This is a genomic window from Dyadobacter pollutisoli (assembly GCF_026625565.1).
In the GTDB taxonomy this organism is placed as follows: Bacteria; Bacteroidota; Bacteroidia; order Cytophagales; family Spirosomataceae; genus Dyadobacter; species Dyadobacter pollutisoli.
Genome location: NZ_CP112998.1, coordinates 7,578,728 through 7,597,516 on the forward strand (window position 1 = coordinate 7,578,728; position 18,789 = coordinate 7,597,516).

At 43.6% G+C, this 18,789-nt stretch carries 14 protein-coding genes; 2 read left to right on the plus strand and 12 right to left on the minus strand.

Features of this window, described 5'->3' with window-relative positions; all coding sequences use genetic code 11:
* Positions 1-3 precede the first annotated feature (3 nt).
* From ON006_RS31610 to ON006_RS31660, 11 genes are all read right to left on the minus strand, one after another.
* Positions 4-762 (minus strand): DUF5672 family protein, encoded by a 759-nt coding sequence (locus tag ON006_RS31610; protein ID WP_244821876.1) that lies wholly within the window; start codon positions 760-762, stop codon positions 4-6.
* Entirely contained in the window at positions 762-1,745 is a 984-nt protein-coding gene (locus ON006_RS31615; RefSeq protein ID WP_244821875.1) for a glycosyl transferase, read from the minus strand. The genes ON006_RS31610 and ON006_RS31615 overlap by 1 nt, the downstream gene beginning before the upstream one ends.
* Positions 1,742-2,965, minus strand: a complete 1,224-nt coding sequence (locus tag ON006_RS31620; RefSeq protein WP_244821874.1) for a glycosyltransferase family 4 protein — start codon at positions 2,963-2,965, stop codon at positions 1,742-1,744. Before ON006_RS31620 ends, ON006_RS31615 begins: the two co-directional genes overlap by 4 nt.
* 71 nt (positions 2,966-3,036) lie before the next feature.
* Entirely contained in the window at positions 3,037-3,696 is a 660-nt protein-coding gene (locus tag ON006_RS31625) for an acetyltransferase (RefSeq protein WP_244821873.1), read from the minus strand.
* A gap of 2 nt (positions 3,697-3,698) precedes the next feature.
* Positions 3,699-4,397 carry a WbqC family protein gene (locus ON006_RS31630; protein WP_244821872.1) on the minus strand — a complete coding sequence of 233 codons (699 nt, stop codon included), beginning with the start codon at positions 4,395-4,397 and terminating at the stop codon, positions 3,699-3,701.
* A 7-nt stretch (positions 4,398-4,404) separates the two neighbouring features.
* Positions 4,405-6,453, minus strand: coding sequence for an ArnT family glycosyltransferase (locus tag ON006_RS31635; RefSeq protein WP_244821871.1), 2,049 nt, complete (start codon positions 6,451-6,453; stop codon positions 4,405-4,407).
* Positions 6,454-6,457: 4 nt separating this feature from the next.
* Positions 6,458-7,540, minus strand: coding sequence for a DegT/DnrJ/EryC1/StrS family aminotransferase (locus ON006_RS31640; RefSeq protein ID WP_244821870.1), 1,083 nt, complete (start codon positions 7,538-7,540; stop codon positions 6,458-6,460).
* Positions 7,533-8,792, minus strand: a complete 1,260-nt coding sequence (locus ON006_RS31645; protein ID WP_244821869.1) for an ABC transporter ATP-binding protein — start codon at positions 8,790-8,792, stop codon at positions 7,533-7,535. Before ON006_RS31645 ends, ON006_RS31640 begins: the two co-directional genes overlap by 8 nt.
* A 15-nt stretch (positions 8,793-8,807) precedes the next feature.
* Positions 8,808-9,641, minus strand: coding sequence for an ABC transporter permease (locus ON006_RS31650; RefSeq protein ID WP_244821868.1), 834 nt, complete (start codon positions 9,639-9,641; stop codon positions 8,808-8,810).
* Between the two features lie 3 nt (positions 9,642-9,644).
* On the minus strand, positions 9,645-10,724 hold the full coding sequence (locus tag ON006_RS31655; RefSeq protein ID WP_244821867.1) for a hypothetical protein: 1,080 nt from the start codon (positions 10,722-10,724) through the stop codon (positions 9,645-9,647).
* A gap of 1 nt (position 10,725) precedes the next feature.
* The gene (locus tag ON006_RS31660) at positions 10,726-13,209 is read right to left on the minus strand and encodes an SLBB domain-containing protein (protein ID WP_244821866.1); all 2,484 of its coding nucleotides are present in this window, start codon (positions 13,207-13,209) and stop codon (positions 10,726-10,728) included.
* 271 nt (positions 13,210-13,480) lie between these two features.
* Between ON006_RS31660 and ON006_RS31665 the strand changes: the two genes are divergently transcribed.
* Together ON006_RS31665 and pheA are read left to right on the plus strand one after the other, a co-directional pair.
* The gene (locus ON006_RS31665; RefSeq protein ID WP_244821865.1) at positions 13,481-15,352 is read left to right on the plus strand and encodes a DNA topoisomerase IV subunit B; all 1,872 of its coding nucleotides are present in this window, start codon (positions 13,481-13,483) and stop codon (positions 15,350-15,352) included.
* Between the two features lie 123 nt (positions 15,353-15,475).
* Positions 15,476-16,549, plus strand: coding sequence for a prephenate dehydratase (pheA, locus tag ON006_RS31670; RefSeq protein ID WP_244821864.1), 1,074 nt, complete (start codon positions 15,476-15,478; stop codon positions 16,547-16,549).
* Between the two features lie 61 nt (positions 16,550-16,610).
* Here the strand turns inward: pheA and ON006_RS31675 are convergent, their stop codons facing one another.
* A complete protein-coding gene (locus ON006_RS31675; protein ID WP_244821863.1) occupies positions 16,611-18,761 on the minus strand; it encodes a hypothetical protein in 2,151 nt (716 codons plus the stop codon).
* Positions 18,762-18,789: the final 28 nt, after the last annotated feature.

The window sequence follows — 18,789 nt, forward strand, 5'->3', positions numbered from 1 at the left end:
CGATTAATCTGCTTCCGGCAGTGCTTTGAAATAGGGCAAAGTTTGAATGTTCGCCCGCGATATGCCTGTTATTGCAAATGGTAATGTTTTGTTTTTGTTGAGGTTTGCTGCATTTTGAGCAAAATAATTTCTTACTGGTATAGTCGGTTTTCGCAAATAAGGCCAGAAACGATTGGCTTCAATATCCCAGAATACGGAATCGGCATTCGGTAATTTGTCATCATGACGATACGCATATGCCTCCTTATTCTTTGCTTTCAGCGTTTTTGTCATGCGTTCAATCCGACAAAGGTAAAGGCCATTGTCGTCATAACCACTTCCGAATAATCGTTTTTCCTCATCATTCAGGCCCAAAGTTCGCGAAATAACGCCGTCCTTGCTCTTCGTGACTGAATCATATACCGGTCCCGACTTTAAATAATCATAACCCTGCTTGCACCAATAATACAGCTCGTCTTTGATTACCCAGCTGTTGAGTTCATGCACGAGCAGGAAATCACACCAGTTGAACCGGTCATAAAAATCCTCCATCAGCAGCAGGCCGGCGAAGTCGTTTCTCGATTGAAAATATTTGTTTGGAAAATAAATGACGTCAATATTCTCATTATGCTCCCTGACAATAGAAAGATCTGCACCTTCGCCTGCGATGAAAATCAATGGATATTTATGCAGTGTTTCCAGGCAATGGTGCAACATCATTTCCTCCGTAGGATTAATCTGCGGATTCAATATCGGAATGACAACAGTTACCAGCTCTTTCATCAGATCGTTTCAAGCTGACCAATCACGTAATTGACTGGCATTTTTAAAAACTTTCTTACCCGCTGATAACGACGTACGGGGGTAGGTTTGATGTAAGCGCAGGGAAATTTTCGGTAATATGCATTACCATTGTTTATAAGATTGTTTCGGTAAAGATCAAACAATGCAGTGAGGTCTTTCCGTTTTCCGAGCTCAAACCGGTCCTGGTATTTGGACAGTATTTCAGGTTTTGCAGGATCGTAGCCACTATAATGGAAGAAAATCAACGGATCGGTACCATTTACATAAAAGGTGTCGTCCTCTTGTTTGAAGGCACGTTCGTGTAAATTCCAGTAGGCAGCATTGTATCCCGGGTTCCTTTCCAAATGGGTGTTCGGAACAAAAACCGGTAAAAAATTCATCCAGTTTTGATCTACGAAAAGACCGTTGCAAAGATCAATCAGGCATTCGTATCTCAATTTTTCCTCCCACCAGCTGATAAACTGGGTATTTTCTTCACTACGACTAAAAGCTACAAAACCAAGATTGTAAACGCCGGTATTTAAGTGATGCAGTTCGTTTGGGGTCAGCTGATCCTCAATCGGTGTGTTGATATGGGGTGTCAGAACTGCACTATGGTTGGACAGTGAATGTTTTAATTCGGTTAATGGCTGAAAAACAATGATATCCGGATCAAAATAGATTACATTTTTTGCTTCCGGGTAATGTTTGAAAAAGTAGGTGAAATAAAATGGCTTGACAGCTGTGTTCAGCTCCGTAATATTATACCGGTCGCACATTTCCTGAAAATCCCGGATGTCAATTTTATCGATTTCGATCATCGGGTATTTTGGCGCGTACGAATCTTCAAACTCCACACCATTCAGTGCATCAACCAGGCCTATAAAAAAAAGTACATCCGGGTTGGTGGATTTGAGTGAATCTCCCAGTGTCCTGGCCTGCGCTAAGTAATTGATGGAGCAAATAGTAAAGGCAATGGTCATTGATTTTGCTGTTCCGAAACCTGTAAAGGTAAATACTTTTGAATGATGGCTTCGATCCTCGCCACGCTTTTGTCCGTATTGTGCCTTTCCAATACCTTCTTACGGCCATTCTGACCCATTGCATCTCTCATGGAAGGATCCAGTACCAATTGAATGATGGCTTCCGAAGCCGCGGATATGTCCATATAAGGAACCACAAAGCCTGCGTCAGATTCGATCAGTTCGGGAGCGCCGCCTGCATCTTCAAAACACACCACCGGAATCTCTTGTAAAGCAGCTTCCATTACTACCAATGGATAAGGGTCTTCGCGTGAGCTAAGCAATAGAATGTCGAAGCGGTTAATGTAGTCCAGCGCGTTAGCAGTAGGTGGTACCAATATAATCCGGTCGCTTAGCCCCATCAACCTGATATCGCTCTCAATGAGTTCGAATATCTCATGCTGGGGACCTGCACCGATCCATACAAAGTAAACGGGCAGCGGCGTGGTTTTATGAATTACCCGCTTGGCGATCCAGTTGAAAATGTCATTTCCTTTACGCCATTCCGCATTTCCGCAACCTCCTACTACAATCGCATCCTCGGGGATCCTGTATGTTTTTTCGAGCAGGTCATGCTGGATCGATTTTAATTTTTGATCAATGTGATCATGGTCGATCAACGTAAAAGTACTGACGTGTTTTTCGGGGAAATTATATTTCTTGACGTAATAGTTGGCTACCGCGTGAGAAACCGCAATAAGGTGATCTGTTTTCTTTAATAGAAAGTTCAGATGTTTTTCGTGCGTATAGATCTTCACCGACATACCCAGTTCATGCACAAATAATACCAGTGGCAAATGGTGCAGAAATGTGAGAAAGTCGTGGTAAACGCCTGAATTGGCAATGGAATTGATGAATACCAATCCAATATTTTGAAGTTCGAGTTCAGCCGCAATTCTTTCATTGACCCGCTGAACAGATCTTTCTTCGTATAATTTATAAAGATTGACCTTTTTAAGCAGCTTTCCGGTGAATGGGGTGGGAGCGACCTTATCGATCTGATATAGACGTGTGATGCTGATTACTTCCTCAAATTCCTGTTCCAGTTCTCCACCACTGCAAAGTAACAGATGCATCGGCACGCCCCGGTCTTTCAACAACCGAAGCAGCTGCAACAACAGTAGCTGACTCCCAGCCCTGTTTGCATCGTGACTTACAAATAGTATTTTCTTCTGCTCCATTAACCAAGTAAATTGCTATCTCCAAACTTCGGGTTTCCCCGATTCCCAATCTTCACACGGATACCAATGTATCAGTAGGCTTCAAAACTCTTTTTGCCAGGAACCTTTTTTGCCGGGTTACCAATGTAAATGCCCCACTCTTCCGTTTCGCGGGTGATCGCCGAGGCCATACCCACCAAAGTCCCCTGTGCGATAGGCGTATAATCCCTGATCGTACTGTTAACCCCAAAAAATGAATATGGTTCAACTACACAATGACCCGAAAGAACCACATGAGAGGTGAAGAATACGTGGTCTTTGATCTGTCCATGATGGCCGATATGGTTACCGCTCCACATGACAACGTTGTTCCCTACCGTAGTAAACGGTTGAATGGTATTATCTTCCAGTATAAAGCAGTTTTCACCGATTACACTTTTATCGAAGATCGTAGCCCTGGAACTGATATAAGAAATGAACTGATAGCCTTTCGCTTTGGCCTCGTTGTAGATGCCTTCTCGGTTCCGGTTCATGTTCCGTCCTGTCATAGGTGCGAAAAATGAATACTCAGAGGGAGAGAAAATGGTTTCCACATCCTCAAAAGCTACAACAGGCACTCCTTTAAAGGAATCGTGCTCTATATACTGGCGATTGATTGTGAAAGCAGCAACTTCATGCTCAGAGTCATGAGTTAGATAGTAGTGTGCTAGTTCTGCTGTATCAAGTACTCCAAAAACGATAACCTTCGCCATTCCTAAATTAGTTCGTAAGCTTCCAATTGTTTCCTGATATCGTCGGGACTATTGAACATCAGGACATCTATAACCGACAGCCAAGGTACGAAAGCATTTTTAAATTGAGTATAGGGGCTTGAAACACTTTTAATAAAGTCGAGCCTTATTCCCTCTTTTTCAAATTTACTCTTATCGTACAATTCCATTCCTCCAATCGGATTGATGTAATGGCTGGCGTTCTCCTGTTTACAGATATCCAGAATTCTCTCCTGTCCTTTCAGGTTAGTATTATTGTATATTGATGAAGAGGGGACAATTTCCGTGTTAATTTCCATAAACGCACAAGTTCTGGTCAGTGCGTTCAATGTAAGTTCGTAAACGGTTTGAACATCTAAATTTACAATTTCTTCAATCAGAACAAAAACCTTTTGATAATATGGGGCTTTCTGATACGACTGCTGAACGGTTTTTAGAAACTTCTTCTGCCACGGATCATTTTTGGAAAGCTCTACTTCATTGATCAGCTTATTCTGGCTGGCATCTTTTAAAGGAATAGTAAAAAGGTGGCCCTGACCTGAAACCAGGATGTTGTTCCGGTTGATCCAGCCCTTGTTGATATAATTTACATCATCGTAAATGACAAACTTATCAACCGCATTGATCAGTTGGAAATAGCCTATATAAGGAAAAATATAGGGCTGCATGATTGCAATGGTCATGGGGTTACTATTTAAGTTTTCTCAGGTAATAGTCCTGTCCTTTTACAGCTAATCCTGTGATAGTAGTGTCTGAGCCCAGGCGGATATCTGTTGGCAATGCCTTGATCCTGCTGGTGTCATTGATGACGCTTCTTGCATAAAACAGATAGTCGGCGTCCTTGGGAATAGGTTTCAAGCCTTGTTCGAAAGGATTAATAGAGATCAGTTTTCGGGTAAGCTTTTCACCATACAACGGATATTCGAAGTCATCATTGATAGTCGCAAGTGCCACTGTGGCATTAGCGGGTACGATAGAATCGTAACGTTCATATGCTTTCGTGATGTCCGGTCGTGCAAATGTCTGAAATTTAATACGGTCCATTGTCAATGCGGATTCATTACCGTAGGCAGGAAAAGGCAAACATCTGATGTTCAAAAACACAGACATGATCGCTGAAACGCATGCAAGACCGACAACGATCATCACATAACCTTTCCAGATATTTCTCCTCGGCTTGATAATCGACAGCCGATGATTTGAGAATAACAATAAGAGGAATAGAACGCCAAACAGGCCGGTCTCTATGAAATATCGGCCTTTAAAGGGATCATAAACGGCTGAATAGGATATCGCTGCAAAATGAAGGCAAAATGCCAATGCCAAAAACCAGTGCACCCGTGACCGGAACACACGTATTAGAACCAGAAAAATGAGAGGAAGTGTGAGAGCAAACCCAAAAATGCCCCAATATGGATTGGCATTGAAATTATCAAAACGGCGCTGAAACGCGAATGGGACAATGGTGTAATACGTTTCCTCATCCAATCGCATATGCAGCTTGTCTTCCAGCAGGACCAATGGTTTGCGCATGAACGTGTTCAAATCGTATCCCCATTGGGCATTCCGAATTCCGTCGAGGTTACAAAACTCGTAGGTATACCGCATTACATTCCGGCTGCCTTGCTCGAAAAGGTTTGGTAAAGTCCCAAATCGCTCGACGGACTGGTGTTTTAACGCGGTTGGCGGACCGATCGGGTGCCCGAAAACCATTATATTCTTAATGTATCCGGTCGGGAAAGTGTAGATCAGCATGGCGATGAAAATAGCCGCAGCTAATCTGATGAACCGATTGAAAAATATTTTCAGATCGGGTGCCAGGAAGACCGTGTAAATCATGATTATAAAAACAGACGGAAGCAGCAGGGCGAATGTCACTTTGTGCCCAAATGCAATTCCAAATGTAATACCAGCCAGATAAAGATATTTATAGTCCCTGCTGCTGTAATAGGTGAAGAGAAAATACATCAGACAACTTAGATATGCTGCCAGTACAATATCCGTCTCGGTTGTTACTGCCTGCATCAAAAAGTCAAGGAACATGCTGTATGCAAGTGCGCAGAAAAAGCTTGCGGACAGATTTCTTCCTATTCTCTGAGCGATTCCAAAAATGGCGACCAGTGTAATGTAGTAGGAAACATGATGCAAAAGTTTGAATGCATTCTCTATGTTTCCGCTGATCAGATAGGAATATATCTGGATTGTTGTGGGGCTTTTTGGATACGTATCCATGTTCCAGTTCGTTCCACCGAAATGAGCCATTGTGCCGCGTTGGATATATCGAATGGCACGGTTTAAATGGCCGGTCATGCTATCCCATTCATTGGGCACAGTAAACAGGACCAAAATCAGGTTGGTAACCGCAATGATAGCGAGGGTACCAAACATGAACACAAAAATCGTTTTCAGATAGGGGGATAGTTCTCTAAACCACAGCCGGAATGCTGATCCGCGATTGGCAATGATGCTTCTGATCGAGTATTCCGGTTTGTTACTTACCAGAAACGACCAGATTATGTAATGCAGCGCCAGTGCAATATAGGTACCGACGATCCACGCAAAAACATTCGCGGTAAGATCCAGGGCAGAAAGGACGAAGCCAGTGGGAATGATGCTGCCAACAAATAGAATGAAGCAGGTAATGATCCACTCTGTAAGCGAAGGTTGTGCTATCCTTTTTGCAACAAAACTGGTACCGTATAAAAACAGCAAAAAGGTTATCCAATAAAGAAAAACCATAAGGTTATGGTGATAGGTGACCGTTAATGATGCTGGAAATACGGGCTATATCCTCATAGGGCAGTCCAACATATAATGGCAAACTTAACACTCTTACCGCGATATCTTCCGAAACAGGACAAGCAATTTGGCGTGGCATGAAGGAAAGCGTGTTGAGTGAAGGGTAAAAGTACCGCCGCGGGATAATGTCTTGTTCCCGTAACGCATCCATAACTTTAAACATAACTTGCTCTGATGGAAACACCACCGGATAATAAGCGTAGTTATATTCAATTTCTTTGTTGATGACTGGTTTGTAAAGGATATCCCAGTTCAACAGGCTGTCATAGGCAGCAAATACTTCTTTACGCGCACTAATGATATCCCGAACATGCGGCAGTACCGCGAGGCCCATCGCTGCGTGAAACTCCGAATTTTTTCCATTAATACCTGCATACAAATAATGCTCGTCGCCCTGGTGACCAAATGCGCGCAATAAATGCAATTTCTTGTCCAGTTCAGGATGGTTCGAAATCAATGCGCCTCCTTCAATGGTGTGAAAAACCTTGGTTGCATGAAAGCTACAGGTGCTCAGGTCGCCATAAGAAAGTAGAGAGCGGCCTTTATATGTTACGCCAAATGCGTGAGCGGCGTCGTAAATGACTTTTAAATTGTGTTTTTTTGCAACAACCTCAATCGCTTCCACGTCACAAGGATTACCGTAAACGTGGGTAGCCAAAATGGCCGTAGTGGAAGGAGTAATGGAAGCTTCGATCAGCGTGGGATCGATATTGAAAGTCTCCGAATCAATATCAACAAAGACCGGCGTGCAATTTTCCCATAGAATAGCATTGGATGTTGCCACGTATGAAAACGGCGTGGTGATTACTTCTCCTGTAATTTCCAGCGCTTTGATAGCGATTTGGAGCACAATGGTCCCATTGCCGCAAAAGTACAAGTGATCGACTTTCAGATAATCTTTAAGCTGTGCTTCAAGTTGCTGTAAAACCGGCCCGTTATTGGTAAGATATCCACGTTCCCAAATTTCCCGGACGTACTGCAGATATTGTTCCTGATCTGGTAGAAAAGTTTTAGTGACGTTAATCATTCACTACGTGTTCAGTTTGGCGAATGGAAAAATTAAGTTGAGGGCGAATATATCCGGGCCATTTGCCATACCAGGTAACATTTTCACGGTAGTCTTCGATATCAAAAACCAGCGCTTCTTCCATATTGTAAAGAACCGTGCTGGTGTCTTTGACGATCATCATGGAAACCACATAAGATCCGTCATTCAGGAAGTGGCCGGGTATTTCGCAGGTTCCGCTTACGAGACCTTTTGAAAACGTTTCAGCCTGTGTTCCAACATTGAAGATACATTCACCGGTGAATGTATATAAGTGCATGCTTAAATTAAGGGTTGCACCTTCAACAAGGTTCCAGAATTCAAATTGGAAATTAATGGGAGTACGAACGTCAATGTGGTTCAGGTCGTCCTGGTATTCCGGGAAAAGCTTGAACCGTTTTACACGCACCTGATCATTACCGGGTGCATTGTCGATATTGTCCCAATGCTTTTCAAGGGATTTGTGGGATACTTTGCTCAGGTAGTTGGTGACGATATGCGTCGTTTCCCCCTGATCGATCAGTCTGCCCTTTTCGAAATAGAAAGATTTATTGCAAAGTGCCTGAATGGCGGTAAGATTGTGGCTTACGAAAATCAAAGTCCTGCCGCTTTCGGATACATCGCGCATCTTGCCGAGACATTTTTTTTGAAACTCAGTATCACCTACTGCCAGAACTTCATCTACAATCAGGATTTCCGGGTTAAGGTGGGCTGCAATCGCAAATCCCAACCTCACATACATACCCGACGAATATCGTTTAACAGGAGTATCCAGGAATTTTTCAACACCTGCAAAATCCACAATTGCATCAAAAGATTCACGGATTTCATTTTTGGCCATTCCCAGGATAGCGCCATTCAGAAAAATATTCTCTCTTCCTGTAAGTTCAGGATGGAAGCCAGTCCCAACTTCCAGTAAGCTTGCAATGCGGCCTTCGATCTTGATCTGGCCAGTACTAGGCTCTGTAATCCTGCTAAGAATTTTGAGCAAAGTAGATTTTCCGGCACCGTTATGACCGACTATGCCAATGCGGTCGCCCTGGTCAATACTGAAATTAACGTCTTTAAGTGCCCAGAATTCCTCTTTGTCCGAAAAGTCATCCTGCGCTTTTTTTCTTGAAAATACCTTGTCTACGGTTTCCGTAACGACATCGCGCAGGCTTGTTGACCCGCTTTTGCGTTGGTGGTCAATGATATATTTTTTACTGATGTTTTCAGCTACGATTACAGGCATGCCCTAGTGTAATTTTCAGATGTGATCCACAAATGTGTTCTCTTTCCTTCGAAAATAGATTAAAGATAGTACGAGAATCGAAAAGGAAATAATCACAGTCGAGTATAAACTTTGTGGATTAAAATACGATTTATCTCCCAGCAAACACCAGCGAAATCCTCCGATGATGCCAACGAGCGGATTCAAATTATAATATTTTTCAAACCATGTATCCTTTACAAGTGAACTCGGATAAGCTACCGGCAAGACATACATTCCTACTTGTATCAAAAACGGAATCAACTGACCAATATCACGAAAACGAACATTCAAAACGGCAAAAACGAGGCCAAAGCCCATTGATGTAATAAATGTAAGTAAAACAAAGAAAGGAATGTATATAATCTGCCAGCTTATCGTGTAATCGAAGAAGGGGGTAAGCACGATGAATATGCCAAGCGCGATCAGAAAGTCAACAAAACCAACGGCAATAGAGCTGAGCGGCATAAGTAACCTTGGGAAATATACTTTTGACACGAGATTCGAATTAAGCAGTATACTATTGCTGATCTGCTGAAATGTGTTAGAAAAGAATGTCCAGATCGTTAACCCACTTAATACCATTAATGGGTAGGGGATTCCGGGATCACTATCGATTTTTGCTACGTAACTGAAAACAAAGACCATCACAGTCATGGTCATAAACGGCCTTAGCACGCTCCAAGCGACACCCAATAGTGTTTGTTTGTAGCGGACTGAAATGTCCCGTTTGGATAATATCCAAAGCAATTGTCTGTGCAGCCAGAGATCTTTCCAATAATCCTTCTCGGATCCTCCCGCCTTTATCGTAATTGTGTGTTGTGATGCCATTGTTTATGCCTTTTCTTCTTTTGGAGCAGGAGTGAGCACCGTCCGGAAATAGGTGAAAATCAAAGCGATCATCAGACCAGCCAGGGCACCTATTTTTGCATTTCTCTTATCTTCAGACTTTACATCCAAAGGTACTTTAATTCCTTCGATTTCAGTGAACAGAGGCGCTTCTCTAACCAGGGACACACGCATTTTCTCTGCATTGGCCATTGCTTCGTAGTAAAGCTGCTGGAGAAATGTCGATTTACGCTCCATACTGTTAGCCGAAACTTTGGCTTCCGGCATCATTATTTGCTGGCTGTAATCCATTTGCCTTGCAAGCTTGTGTTCCGCTATACCCAATACTAACGCCAGTGAGTCGGCGCGATGTTGCAGAAGGCGTAATGTTTTTCTGGTTTTCTGAGTTTGGTTCTCAGTATACATCTCTTCCACCGTTTTCAGAAGCGTAGTAACCCACATTCCCGCCAGCGTCTCATTTTCCATTTTGGTAGAAATGGCAATAAATGACGACTTACGATCCAGGGATGCGATATCAGTAGCCTCAGCAGCTCTCTTCACAATCGCATTCAGTACGATCCGCGAGTTCAGGTCGAGCTTTTTAATATCATTACTCTGAAAATGGAACTTCTGTAGATCTGGTCTCTCTTCCCAATCAGAGGTCTTGATTCCACTTGAATCGATGTAGAAATTGGCGAAAATCTCTTTTTTGCCATGGATTTCGACTTCCTTTAATAGATTTCTCTCGAGTACCGGACGTGATTTTACAAAGTAGAAAAAGTTTTCCCCTGTAAAAATGTTAGCATCCGGAGCATTGCCTAACCCAAGTAAGCCTGCCACGTCTCCCAAGCCGGAAGCCTGGCTACCCCCTCCCAGGTTAAAAACCACATTAGCCTCATAAGTATTAGGCTTTTTGAGGTAGGTATCCATGGCATACCCTATTCCAAATCCCACGATAGGCAGGAGTAATATCATTTTCCAGTTTTTGAATATTGCGGTTTTCACCACAAGTACTTTCTCTACGACTTCCTTTGGTGATAGTTCGTCGTCTGGAATTGGGTGTAAGGTTTGCGTGGTTGTGGCCATGTTAGTTTAATGAGCGGAAAGCCAATATTGTTACAATTAATCCCATTACCGAGCTAAGTAAGCCAGTCGCAGTTGAGATAGTCTGCTGAGTGTTCAATGCAGGAGCAGATCTCACCGGTACAAATATCTCTGACCCCGGCTCTACTTTTGGATACACATTGAAGAATAGGAATCTTCTGGTGCGGTCAATATTGCCGTTCGGATATTTAATGTATGAACTTTTTCTAAGTGACTGAATTGTAAAGCCACCTGACTGTGAGATATAATCTGTAAATGCCAGTCCTTTGCCGTATTTTACAGTGGTAGGGTAAAGGACAGAACCGGTTACCTGTACTGTTTCCAGCCTCTTAGGAATACGGATAATGTCGCCTTCCTGAACAACAAGGTCTTCGAAAGAACCAGGATTTTTCAAGATATTTTTCAATACGATACCGATCTTTTCTTCTTTAACGTTCGGAAGATCGCCTAAAATAGTACCTTTTTTAATGCTTTTTTCGGTAGCCTCTGCTGCATCGTAATCCGTAGGCTGTTCAAGGCTCTGGATCAATGTTCTTCTCAGCAAGGTAGCTCCCTCAGGGTAAGCCAGTTCCGTCAGGCCACCGGCTCGTTTAATGATATCGCTTATCTTATCATTTTTATTGACGATCGTGTAAGGTCCTGTGACCAATACTTCTCCTTCCACAAACACGGTTTGTTGCTCCACATAGTTCGGAGATTTCCGTACCGTTACCTGATCAAAGGGGAACAGCGTAAAATTGCTCGCTTTGCTGTTCAGCGAAAGGTCACGGCTCACGTTGAATTTGAAAACCTCGGAAATCTGTGCATTTGCGGCACCTGCAACGCTATCCCTTTTACGTCGCACGACTTCTATTTCGGAAGTGTATGCGGATTCTTTTAACCCACCGGCCTGTACCAAAAGGTCTTCCAGTGTCATGTTGGCTGTGTAGGGAAACTTGCCTTCATTCTCACCCACTTTTATATTGTTCACTTCGCCTTCAACACTAACATAAGCGGTCTCTGCCATGTCAAATCTTGATGGTACAATAATCTGGTCAAGTCGGGCGAGTACCAGGTCAGGTACCACATTATTAATGATATCAGTGTAATTCAGAGATATGTTCTCAATCGTAAGGTCAGTACGGGTTCTCAATACATTTACCCTTCCTACGAACGCGTCTTCTCTCAATCCGTCAGCGTTGTCTATCAGTTTTTTCAATGTCGGGCTGTTGTCCAGCGAATAATCTCCCGGACGCATTACCGCACCTTCAATGGTTACTTTATTTTCAAAACGGTCCAAGACGGTTCCTACATCAATGGAGTCACCTGTAACGACTTCAAATGAATCATAGCTGTCTTGTGGGACGTCAAAGAGTTTTCTTTCGCGTGACGTTATGCGCTGAACTTTAATCCTGTCTCTGTAAGCTCTGTCACTAAATCCACCCGAATAACGTAAAGCATCTCCTAGTTTTTCTTCCGGTTTCAATTCATATATACCCGGACGTTTCACCATACCTGTGATTTCAGCTCTCTTTATATAATAGCCTACCACCACATTGTCATTGTCCTGCACACGAACATCACCATCTATCTTACCGTTTACAAGCCAGTCATAGACGTCAATACGTGAAATGACTTTGCCTTGACGAACTACGCGGATATCGCGGAAAGATCCAATTTCGTTAGGGCCTCCTGCCTGATACAATGCGTTGAAAGCGGATGATAGCGAAGAGACTTCGTATGTTCCCGGATTGATCACTTCACCCGTTACAAATACTTTGACAGAGCGTATTTCACCCAGCGTAACCATCAATTTTGTTCTGGCTGTTTCACCACCGGTACCTATTAAACCAGGTGTGAACTTCGCAAACTTGTCAATTAATATCTTTCTTACCTCTTCAATGGTCCTTCCTGAAACAAATACGTTACCAACACGTGGAATGCTGATGAATCCGTCTTTATTAACCACAGTTTCGTAGGTGCTCTCTGCATAGTTGTAGAGATAAACTTTCAACTCGTCGCCAGGGCCTACTATGTAATTGGTAGGCGTGGCAATTTGTATATCAGGAATTGGATTAAGGCTTTTATCTGCAAACAGGGAGTAGCCGTAAATTTTCTGGCGAAAAGCTTCTTTTTCCTGTTCCTCCGGAGTAAGAGAGGATGATGTGGTTTTGTTAACTTTACTTTGATCCGTGTTCGCTTCCCCGTTTTGGTTCGCAGCATTCTTTCCCTTGTCAGCACCCTGCTGATCAGTTGATTGCGGGTTTCCTGACTGTTGATTTCCAGATTGAGAATTAGGGCTTGCGGGCTGATTTCCTGTGGAATTGCCTTTCGGTGTATTGGATTGAGGATTTCCCTGGTTGCCGGCTGAGGCGGGTGTCTGAGACGACGGAGCAGTTACCTGTGAAAGGGCTGGTAGGGAAATTATTAAACTTAGGAAATAAGGAAGTAAAGATTTATAAGTTTTAGCCAATTTGAATCTGTTCATAAGAAGAATTATTGTACTATTGAAATGCTGAAAATTCATTAAAACTATGTATTAGACTAGTATTTTTGAATTTGTAATCTGAGCATGCTTATTATCTGGATGTGTATATGATGGCAAAGTAAATTAGATTTTTCCTATTTTTAAAGAATTTCTAGTAATCGGCTGCTTGCCATGTATCTCGCAAAGTTATAACAGGGTAACGATAAATAGTCAAAATTATTAAAATACAATATTCAAAATAAGAAATCCGCCTAAAAGAATATTTATAATTATGGAAAGTACCAACGTTCAATACGACGAGGATAGTATTAGGTCACTGGACTGGAAAGAGCATATCAGGTTGCGCCCGGGGATGTATATTGGAAAACTGGGAGATGGTTCGTCGATAGATGATGGAATTTATGTGCTTGTAAAGGAAATCGTGGATAACTCCATCGATGAACATATGATGGGCAATGGGAAGACCATTGAGATCAAAATCACAGAACACCGGGTAGAAGTGAGGGACTATGGCAGGGGAATTCCTTTGGGCAAAGTGGTGGACTGCGTTTCGAAAATTAATACCGGTGGAAAGTACGATTCGGGGGCATTTCAGAAGTCTGTAGGGCTAAACGGAGTGGGAACGAAGGCTGTAAACGCACTTTCACAGTATTTCAAAGTACAGTCGTTCCGGGAGGGAAAAACAAAAAACGCCGAATTCCATCAGGGGGCAATTGTAAACGAATCGAAGGAGGAACCAACCAACCAGCGCAATGGAACGCACATTGCATTTGAGCCTGACGGTATGATTTTCAAGAATTTCAAGTACATACCCCAGTACCTGAATAATATGATCTGGAACTACTGCTATCTGAATGCCGGGCTTACGATCAATTTTAATGGTCAGAAGTATATTTCACAAAATGGGCTGCTGGATCTGTTGCAAAGCAAATCGGACGCAGAGACATTGCGTTATCCGATCTTTCATTTGAAAGGTGACGATATTGAATTTGCGATGACCCATGGCAATCAATACGGCGAGGAATATTATTCTTTTGTTAACGGTCAGTACACGACGCAGGGAGGAACGCATTTGGCGGCTTTCCGTGAAGCGGTGGTGAAAGCAGTACGGGAACATTTCGGGAAGGATTATGCGCCGGAAGATATCCGCTCGTCTATCATCGCGGCCGTGGCGATACGTGTGCAGGAACCTGTTTTTGAATCTCAAACCAAAACAAAATTGGGGTCCAATACCATTACGCCGGACCCGAATAGCACCACGGTACGGACTTTTGTCAACGATTTTGTCAAGGAAAGGCTTGATAACTATCTGCATATGCACCCCGAATCGCGGGATGCTTTGAAAAAGAGGATTGAACAGTCCGAAAGAGAACGTAAAGAGCTGGCCGGTATCAAGAAGCTGGCCAATGATCGTGCCAAGAAGGCTAATCTCCACAATAAGAAATTGAGAGATTGTCGGTTGCACCTGACCGATCTTAAAAACGAGCTGCGTTACGAAAGCACTTTGTTCATTACCGAAGGTGATTCTGCGAGTGGTTCTATCACCAAATCCCGCAATATTCAGACTCAGGCAGTGTTTAGTTTGCGAGGTAAGCCGTTGAACTGCTTCGGGTTAACGAAAAAAATAGTTTACGAAAATGAAGAGTTTAATTTGCTTCAGCATGCCCTGGATATTGAAAACGGTGTAGAAAACCTGCGTTTTAACAGGATCGTGATCGCTACTGATGCGGACGTGGACGGCATGCACATTCGGTTGCTGCTGATGACATTCTTTTTGCAGTTTTTCCCTGACCTGGTTCGGAATGGCCATTTGTTTGTCCTGGAAACACCGCTTTTCAGGGTTAGGAATAAAAAAGAGACGATTTATTGCTACAATGAAGAAGAGAAACAGGCAGCGGTTGGCAAGCTGGGAAGCAAACCTGAGATTACCAGGTTTAAAGGACTTGGGGAGATCTCACCGGATGAGTTTGGTCGCTTCATTGGTGAAGACATGCGTGTGGAGCCTGTGATCCTGCAAAAAGAGACGTCTATCCATAAATTGTTGAGTTATTTTATGGGTAAGAATACACCTGAAAGACAACGATTTATCATTGATAACCTGAAAATTGAAAAGAACATCGAAGAACTCGCATTGGCGGGATAGGTAGTGCATTGTTTATCTTTGGCGCCCATAAAGTAATATCCGTAAAGGCTAGCCTTTACATGAATGAATGAAGAACTCCTTTATAACGGGCATTGCTCATCTTTTTAATTTAGAAAATTCTTTGTGGAATTACAGGATTTAAGAAATAGAATTGACGACCTAGACGACCAACTTTTGAACGTTTTGAACGAGCGTATGGAGCTTGTGAAAAAGGTTGGCGAACTGAAACGCTCGTCGCAGTCGATTATTTACCGTCCCGAAAGAGAAAAGCAGATCCTGGACAGGCTTGAAAAGCGAAACAACGGGCTGCTGACACGTCAGGCAATAGACGCCATTTTTTTTGAAATTTTTGCCGTTTCCCGTAACCTCGAATTACCCGAAAGAGTATCGTATCTCGGTCCCGAGGGGAGTTTTACGCATCAAGCGGCTGAGGGCCGTTTTGGTGGAATGAGCGAGTACCTGGTGCTTCCTACCATTCACTCGGTTTTTGAGAGTGTGGAAACGGGCAGAGCGAAATTCGGGGTGGTTCCCATTGAAAATAATCAGGAAGGGATTGTCATCGAAACAGTGGATTTTTTGAGAGAAAAGAATCTATCCATTGTTGCGGAAATATTGTTGCAGGTGCATTTTACGTTTGCTTCCCAGTCCGACAGCCTGAAAGATATCAAGCGGATTTACTCCAAAGATATAGCATTCCGGCAGTGCGGTAAGTTCATTAGCGAGTACCTGGAAGGGATGGGTATTGAATTGATCCCGGTTGATTCGACTTCCAAAGCGGCCAAGCTGGCGGGGCAGGAAGTAGATTCGGCGGCTATTTGCTCATCTATTTCGGCACGGCTTTTTGGGGTCCCTATTCTTTTTGACAACATCGAGGACAGCGATCAGAACAGGACGCGGTTTTTGATTCTTGCCAAAGATTTTGCCAACATTAAAAGCGGTGATGACAAAACAACCATTATCGCAAATTTGCCAAATACCAACCGTCCGGGCGTACTTTATGAGTTCCTTAAAGACTTTAATGACCGCGGGATCAACCTTACCAAAATTGAAAGCAGGCCGATGCGTGGCGAGGCAGCATTCAGGGCGTGGTTCCTGGTGGAATTCCTGGGACACATCGACGACGAACCTGTTAAGGAGATCATGCATAAATACGGTACTCACCTGAAATGGTTGGGTAGTTATGTAAGAATATCGTAAAATGAAAAAACACGGCTCAGGCCGTGTTTTTTCATTTTAATGCTGTCCTAGAATTTTGATGCTATTTTTTCAATGTTCCGCGGTATAGCGACGGCCAGTTTCCGTAGAGCTCAATCGTAGTTTCGGTACCATCCGGTAAGCGCACTTTGACTTCGCGATTGGCATTTGGCGACTGAAATGAATCTACTCCCAGGACCACGATCTGGTTTCCTTTAACAATAGAAGTAATAAAAGGCAGTTTCTGATCAATGGAAATCAACGCTTGTTCTTTCTTTGGTTCAAGCCATTTGCCGTCAAGCTGAAAAGCGAGGTCGCGGTTTGCGCCACCTTTGAGAACGTCTTCTACCTGTTTGGCCATCCAGTTGCCCAATACGTAATATTCGGTAGGGAAGTCCCAGTATGCCGGTGCGTCGCCTTTGCTTTTTCGGTTTTTGCCAATTTCACTTTCAGGCGTTTTGCCGTCCGTTGGGTACCATTCAAATCCCCAGCCGGGGCCGTCTTTGGAAACATGGTAAGCATTCGGGTCATTTCCGCTGGGTCCGGCGTCCTGCCACAAGTAGTAGCCATCAAACATAATGAGTGAGAACAACGAAAAACTCAGCGCTTGGCTGGCGGGCATCATTTCCAGCTGGTTCATGATCAGCTCTCCCTTTGGATCAGTAAGCTGGTAATTCCAGGGGACGATCGGGTCTTTATACAATGGCATGTACCTGTTCCAGCCGTAGAAAATGAACTTATTATTCTTCTGGTAGGGTATCAACTTGTTGATCCTTAGTGAATGTACAGCGGAAAGCAGGACAAAATTATTAGGTGAATTCCCCTGCTCGTCGGTACCGAACATGGGTTTAGGATAAACATCTATCGGCGTCGTGTTGAACAAATTCCGGAAGCTTTCACCATTTGGCAAAATGTCGAAGTTGGAGTTATTGGCCTTTGGATTTTCATAATCCTTCATGAAATCCTTTGGATTTGCACCGCCAACCTTATTAATATGTGGATTGGTATAGGCACCGCCGCCCCAATAATCCATCAGGTACATTTCCGGGTGATTTCTTTTGATAACCTCTGAAAACCAGATCAGGCGCTGCTTTACTTCGGGGGTATAATGCTGGTTCCAGAACTCGAAATCAAATGCATACACTCCAAAACCGGGTACGCCTGCTTTTGCTTCTACTTCCTGCTTGGAAAGCTGGCCAAACCATTTTTCATCTTTATCATCAAAATAATTGGGCGTAGCAGTGTAATGCATTTTGGAAACAGGAAAATCCCCGTCACCATTTTGCAAGTACCTGACCCCGCGATTGTAATAATTGGCCGAGGGGACAAAATTGTTCAGCCGGTATTGCATCACCAGCTTGCCGTCAATGGGTTGAAATTCAGGGAATTTGGTGTCAAATGTTACATTGAGTCCAGTCGGCGGTGAAAACCATTCCGGGATCTCAATTCTCGTCAGTACCGGATTTTCCCTGGCGGGTGCTTTACCGGAAATCCATAGGTTTTGCTGGCGCAGCGACCGGTTTCTGACTGGGTTCCACCAATCGTTATATGGTGCATCGATCCACCTTGCCGTCACGGAATACAAATAGCCGGGTTTTACCTCAACGCCTTTTTCGAGACCATTGATCGCGATACCATCGATCATGACCACCTTCGTCCTGCCGTCATTATAGTTGCCAAAGTCTTTGAGATACAGCTTTCCGTTTTTTGTTACAGGTCTGACGTCAAGCCAATTGTCTTTACTTCCATGCCTTATCCAGGAGCTGGCGTCGGGAATTTCGTCTTTAATGCTGCCGTCAAATTCAAAAGCAGCGCTGGTTTCGCAACCTTGCTGGCCGAGGCTGGTGACTTTAATCTGTGCAGGACCTGCCGAAAGTTCGGCTTTGGGGATCGTGAGCCAGGTTCCGTACCGATGCGGCAGGGAGCTGAACTGCTGTACCTTTCCGTTTTGGGTAATTTGAACATTGTATGGAGCCAGACCACCTGCATTGGCAGCCAGTTCAAACTGCATTTCCATGCCAATTTGCCGGTAGCGCCTCACCACGAGATCGCAGGCGTTGGAAGAAGAATCAAGGGTTTTCGCAACCGGAAAACCCTTTGTTATTTCGGGATAAGACTGGCTTTTGGTAGGCCCGAAGCGGTTCCAGGCCCAAATGCCCGAACCAGCCAGTACAACTATGATACCGGTAACCCAGAGAAGCGATGTTTTTGACAAAATCCTGTTTTTACGTACCACATTATGA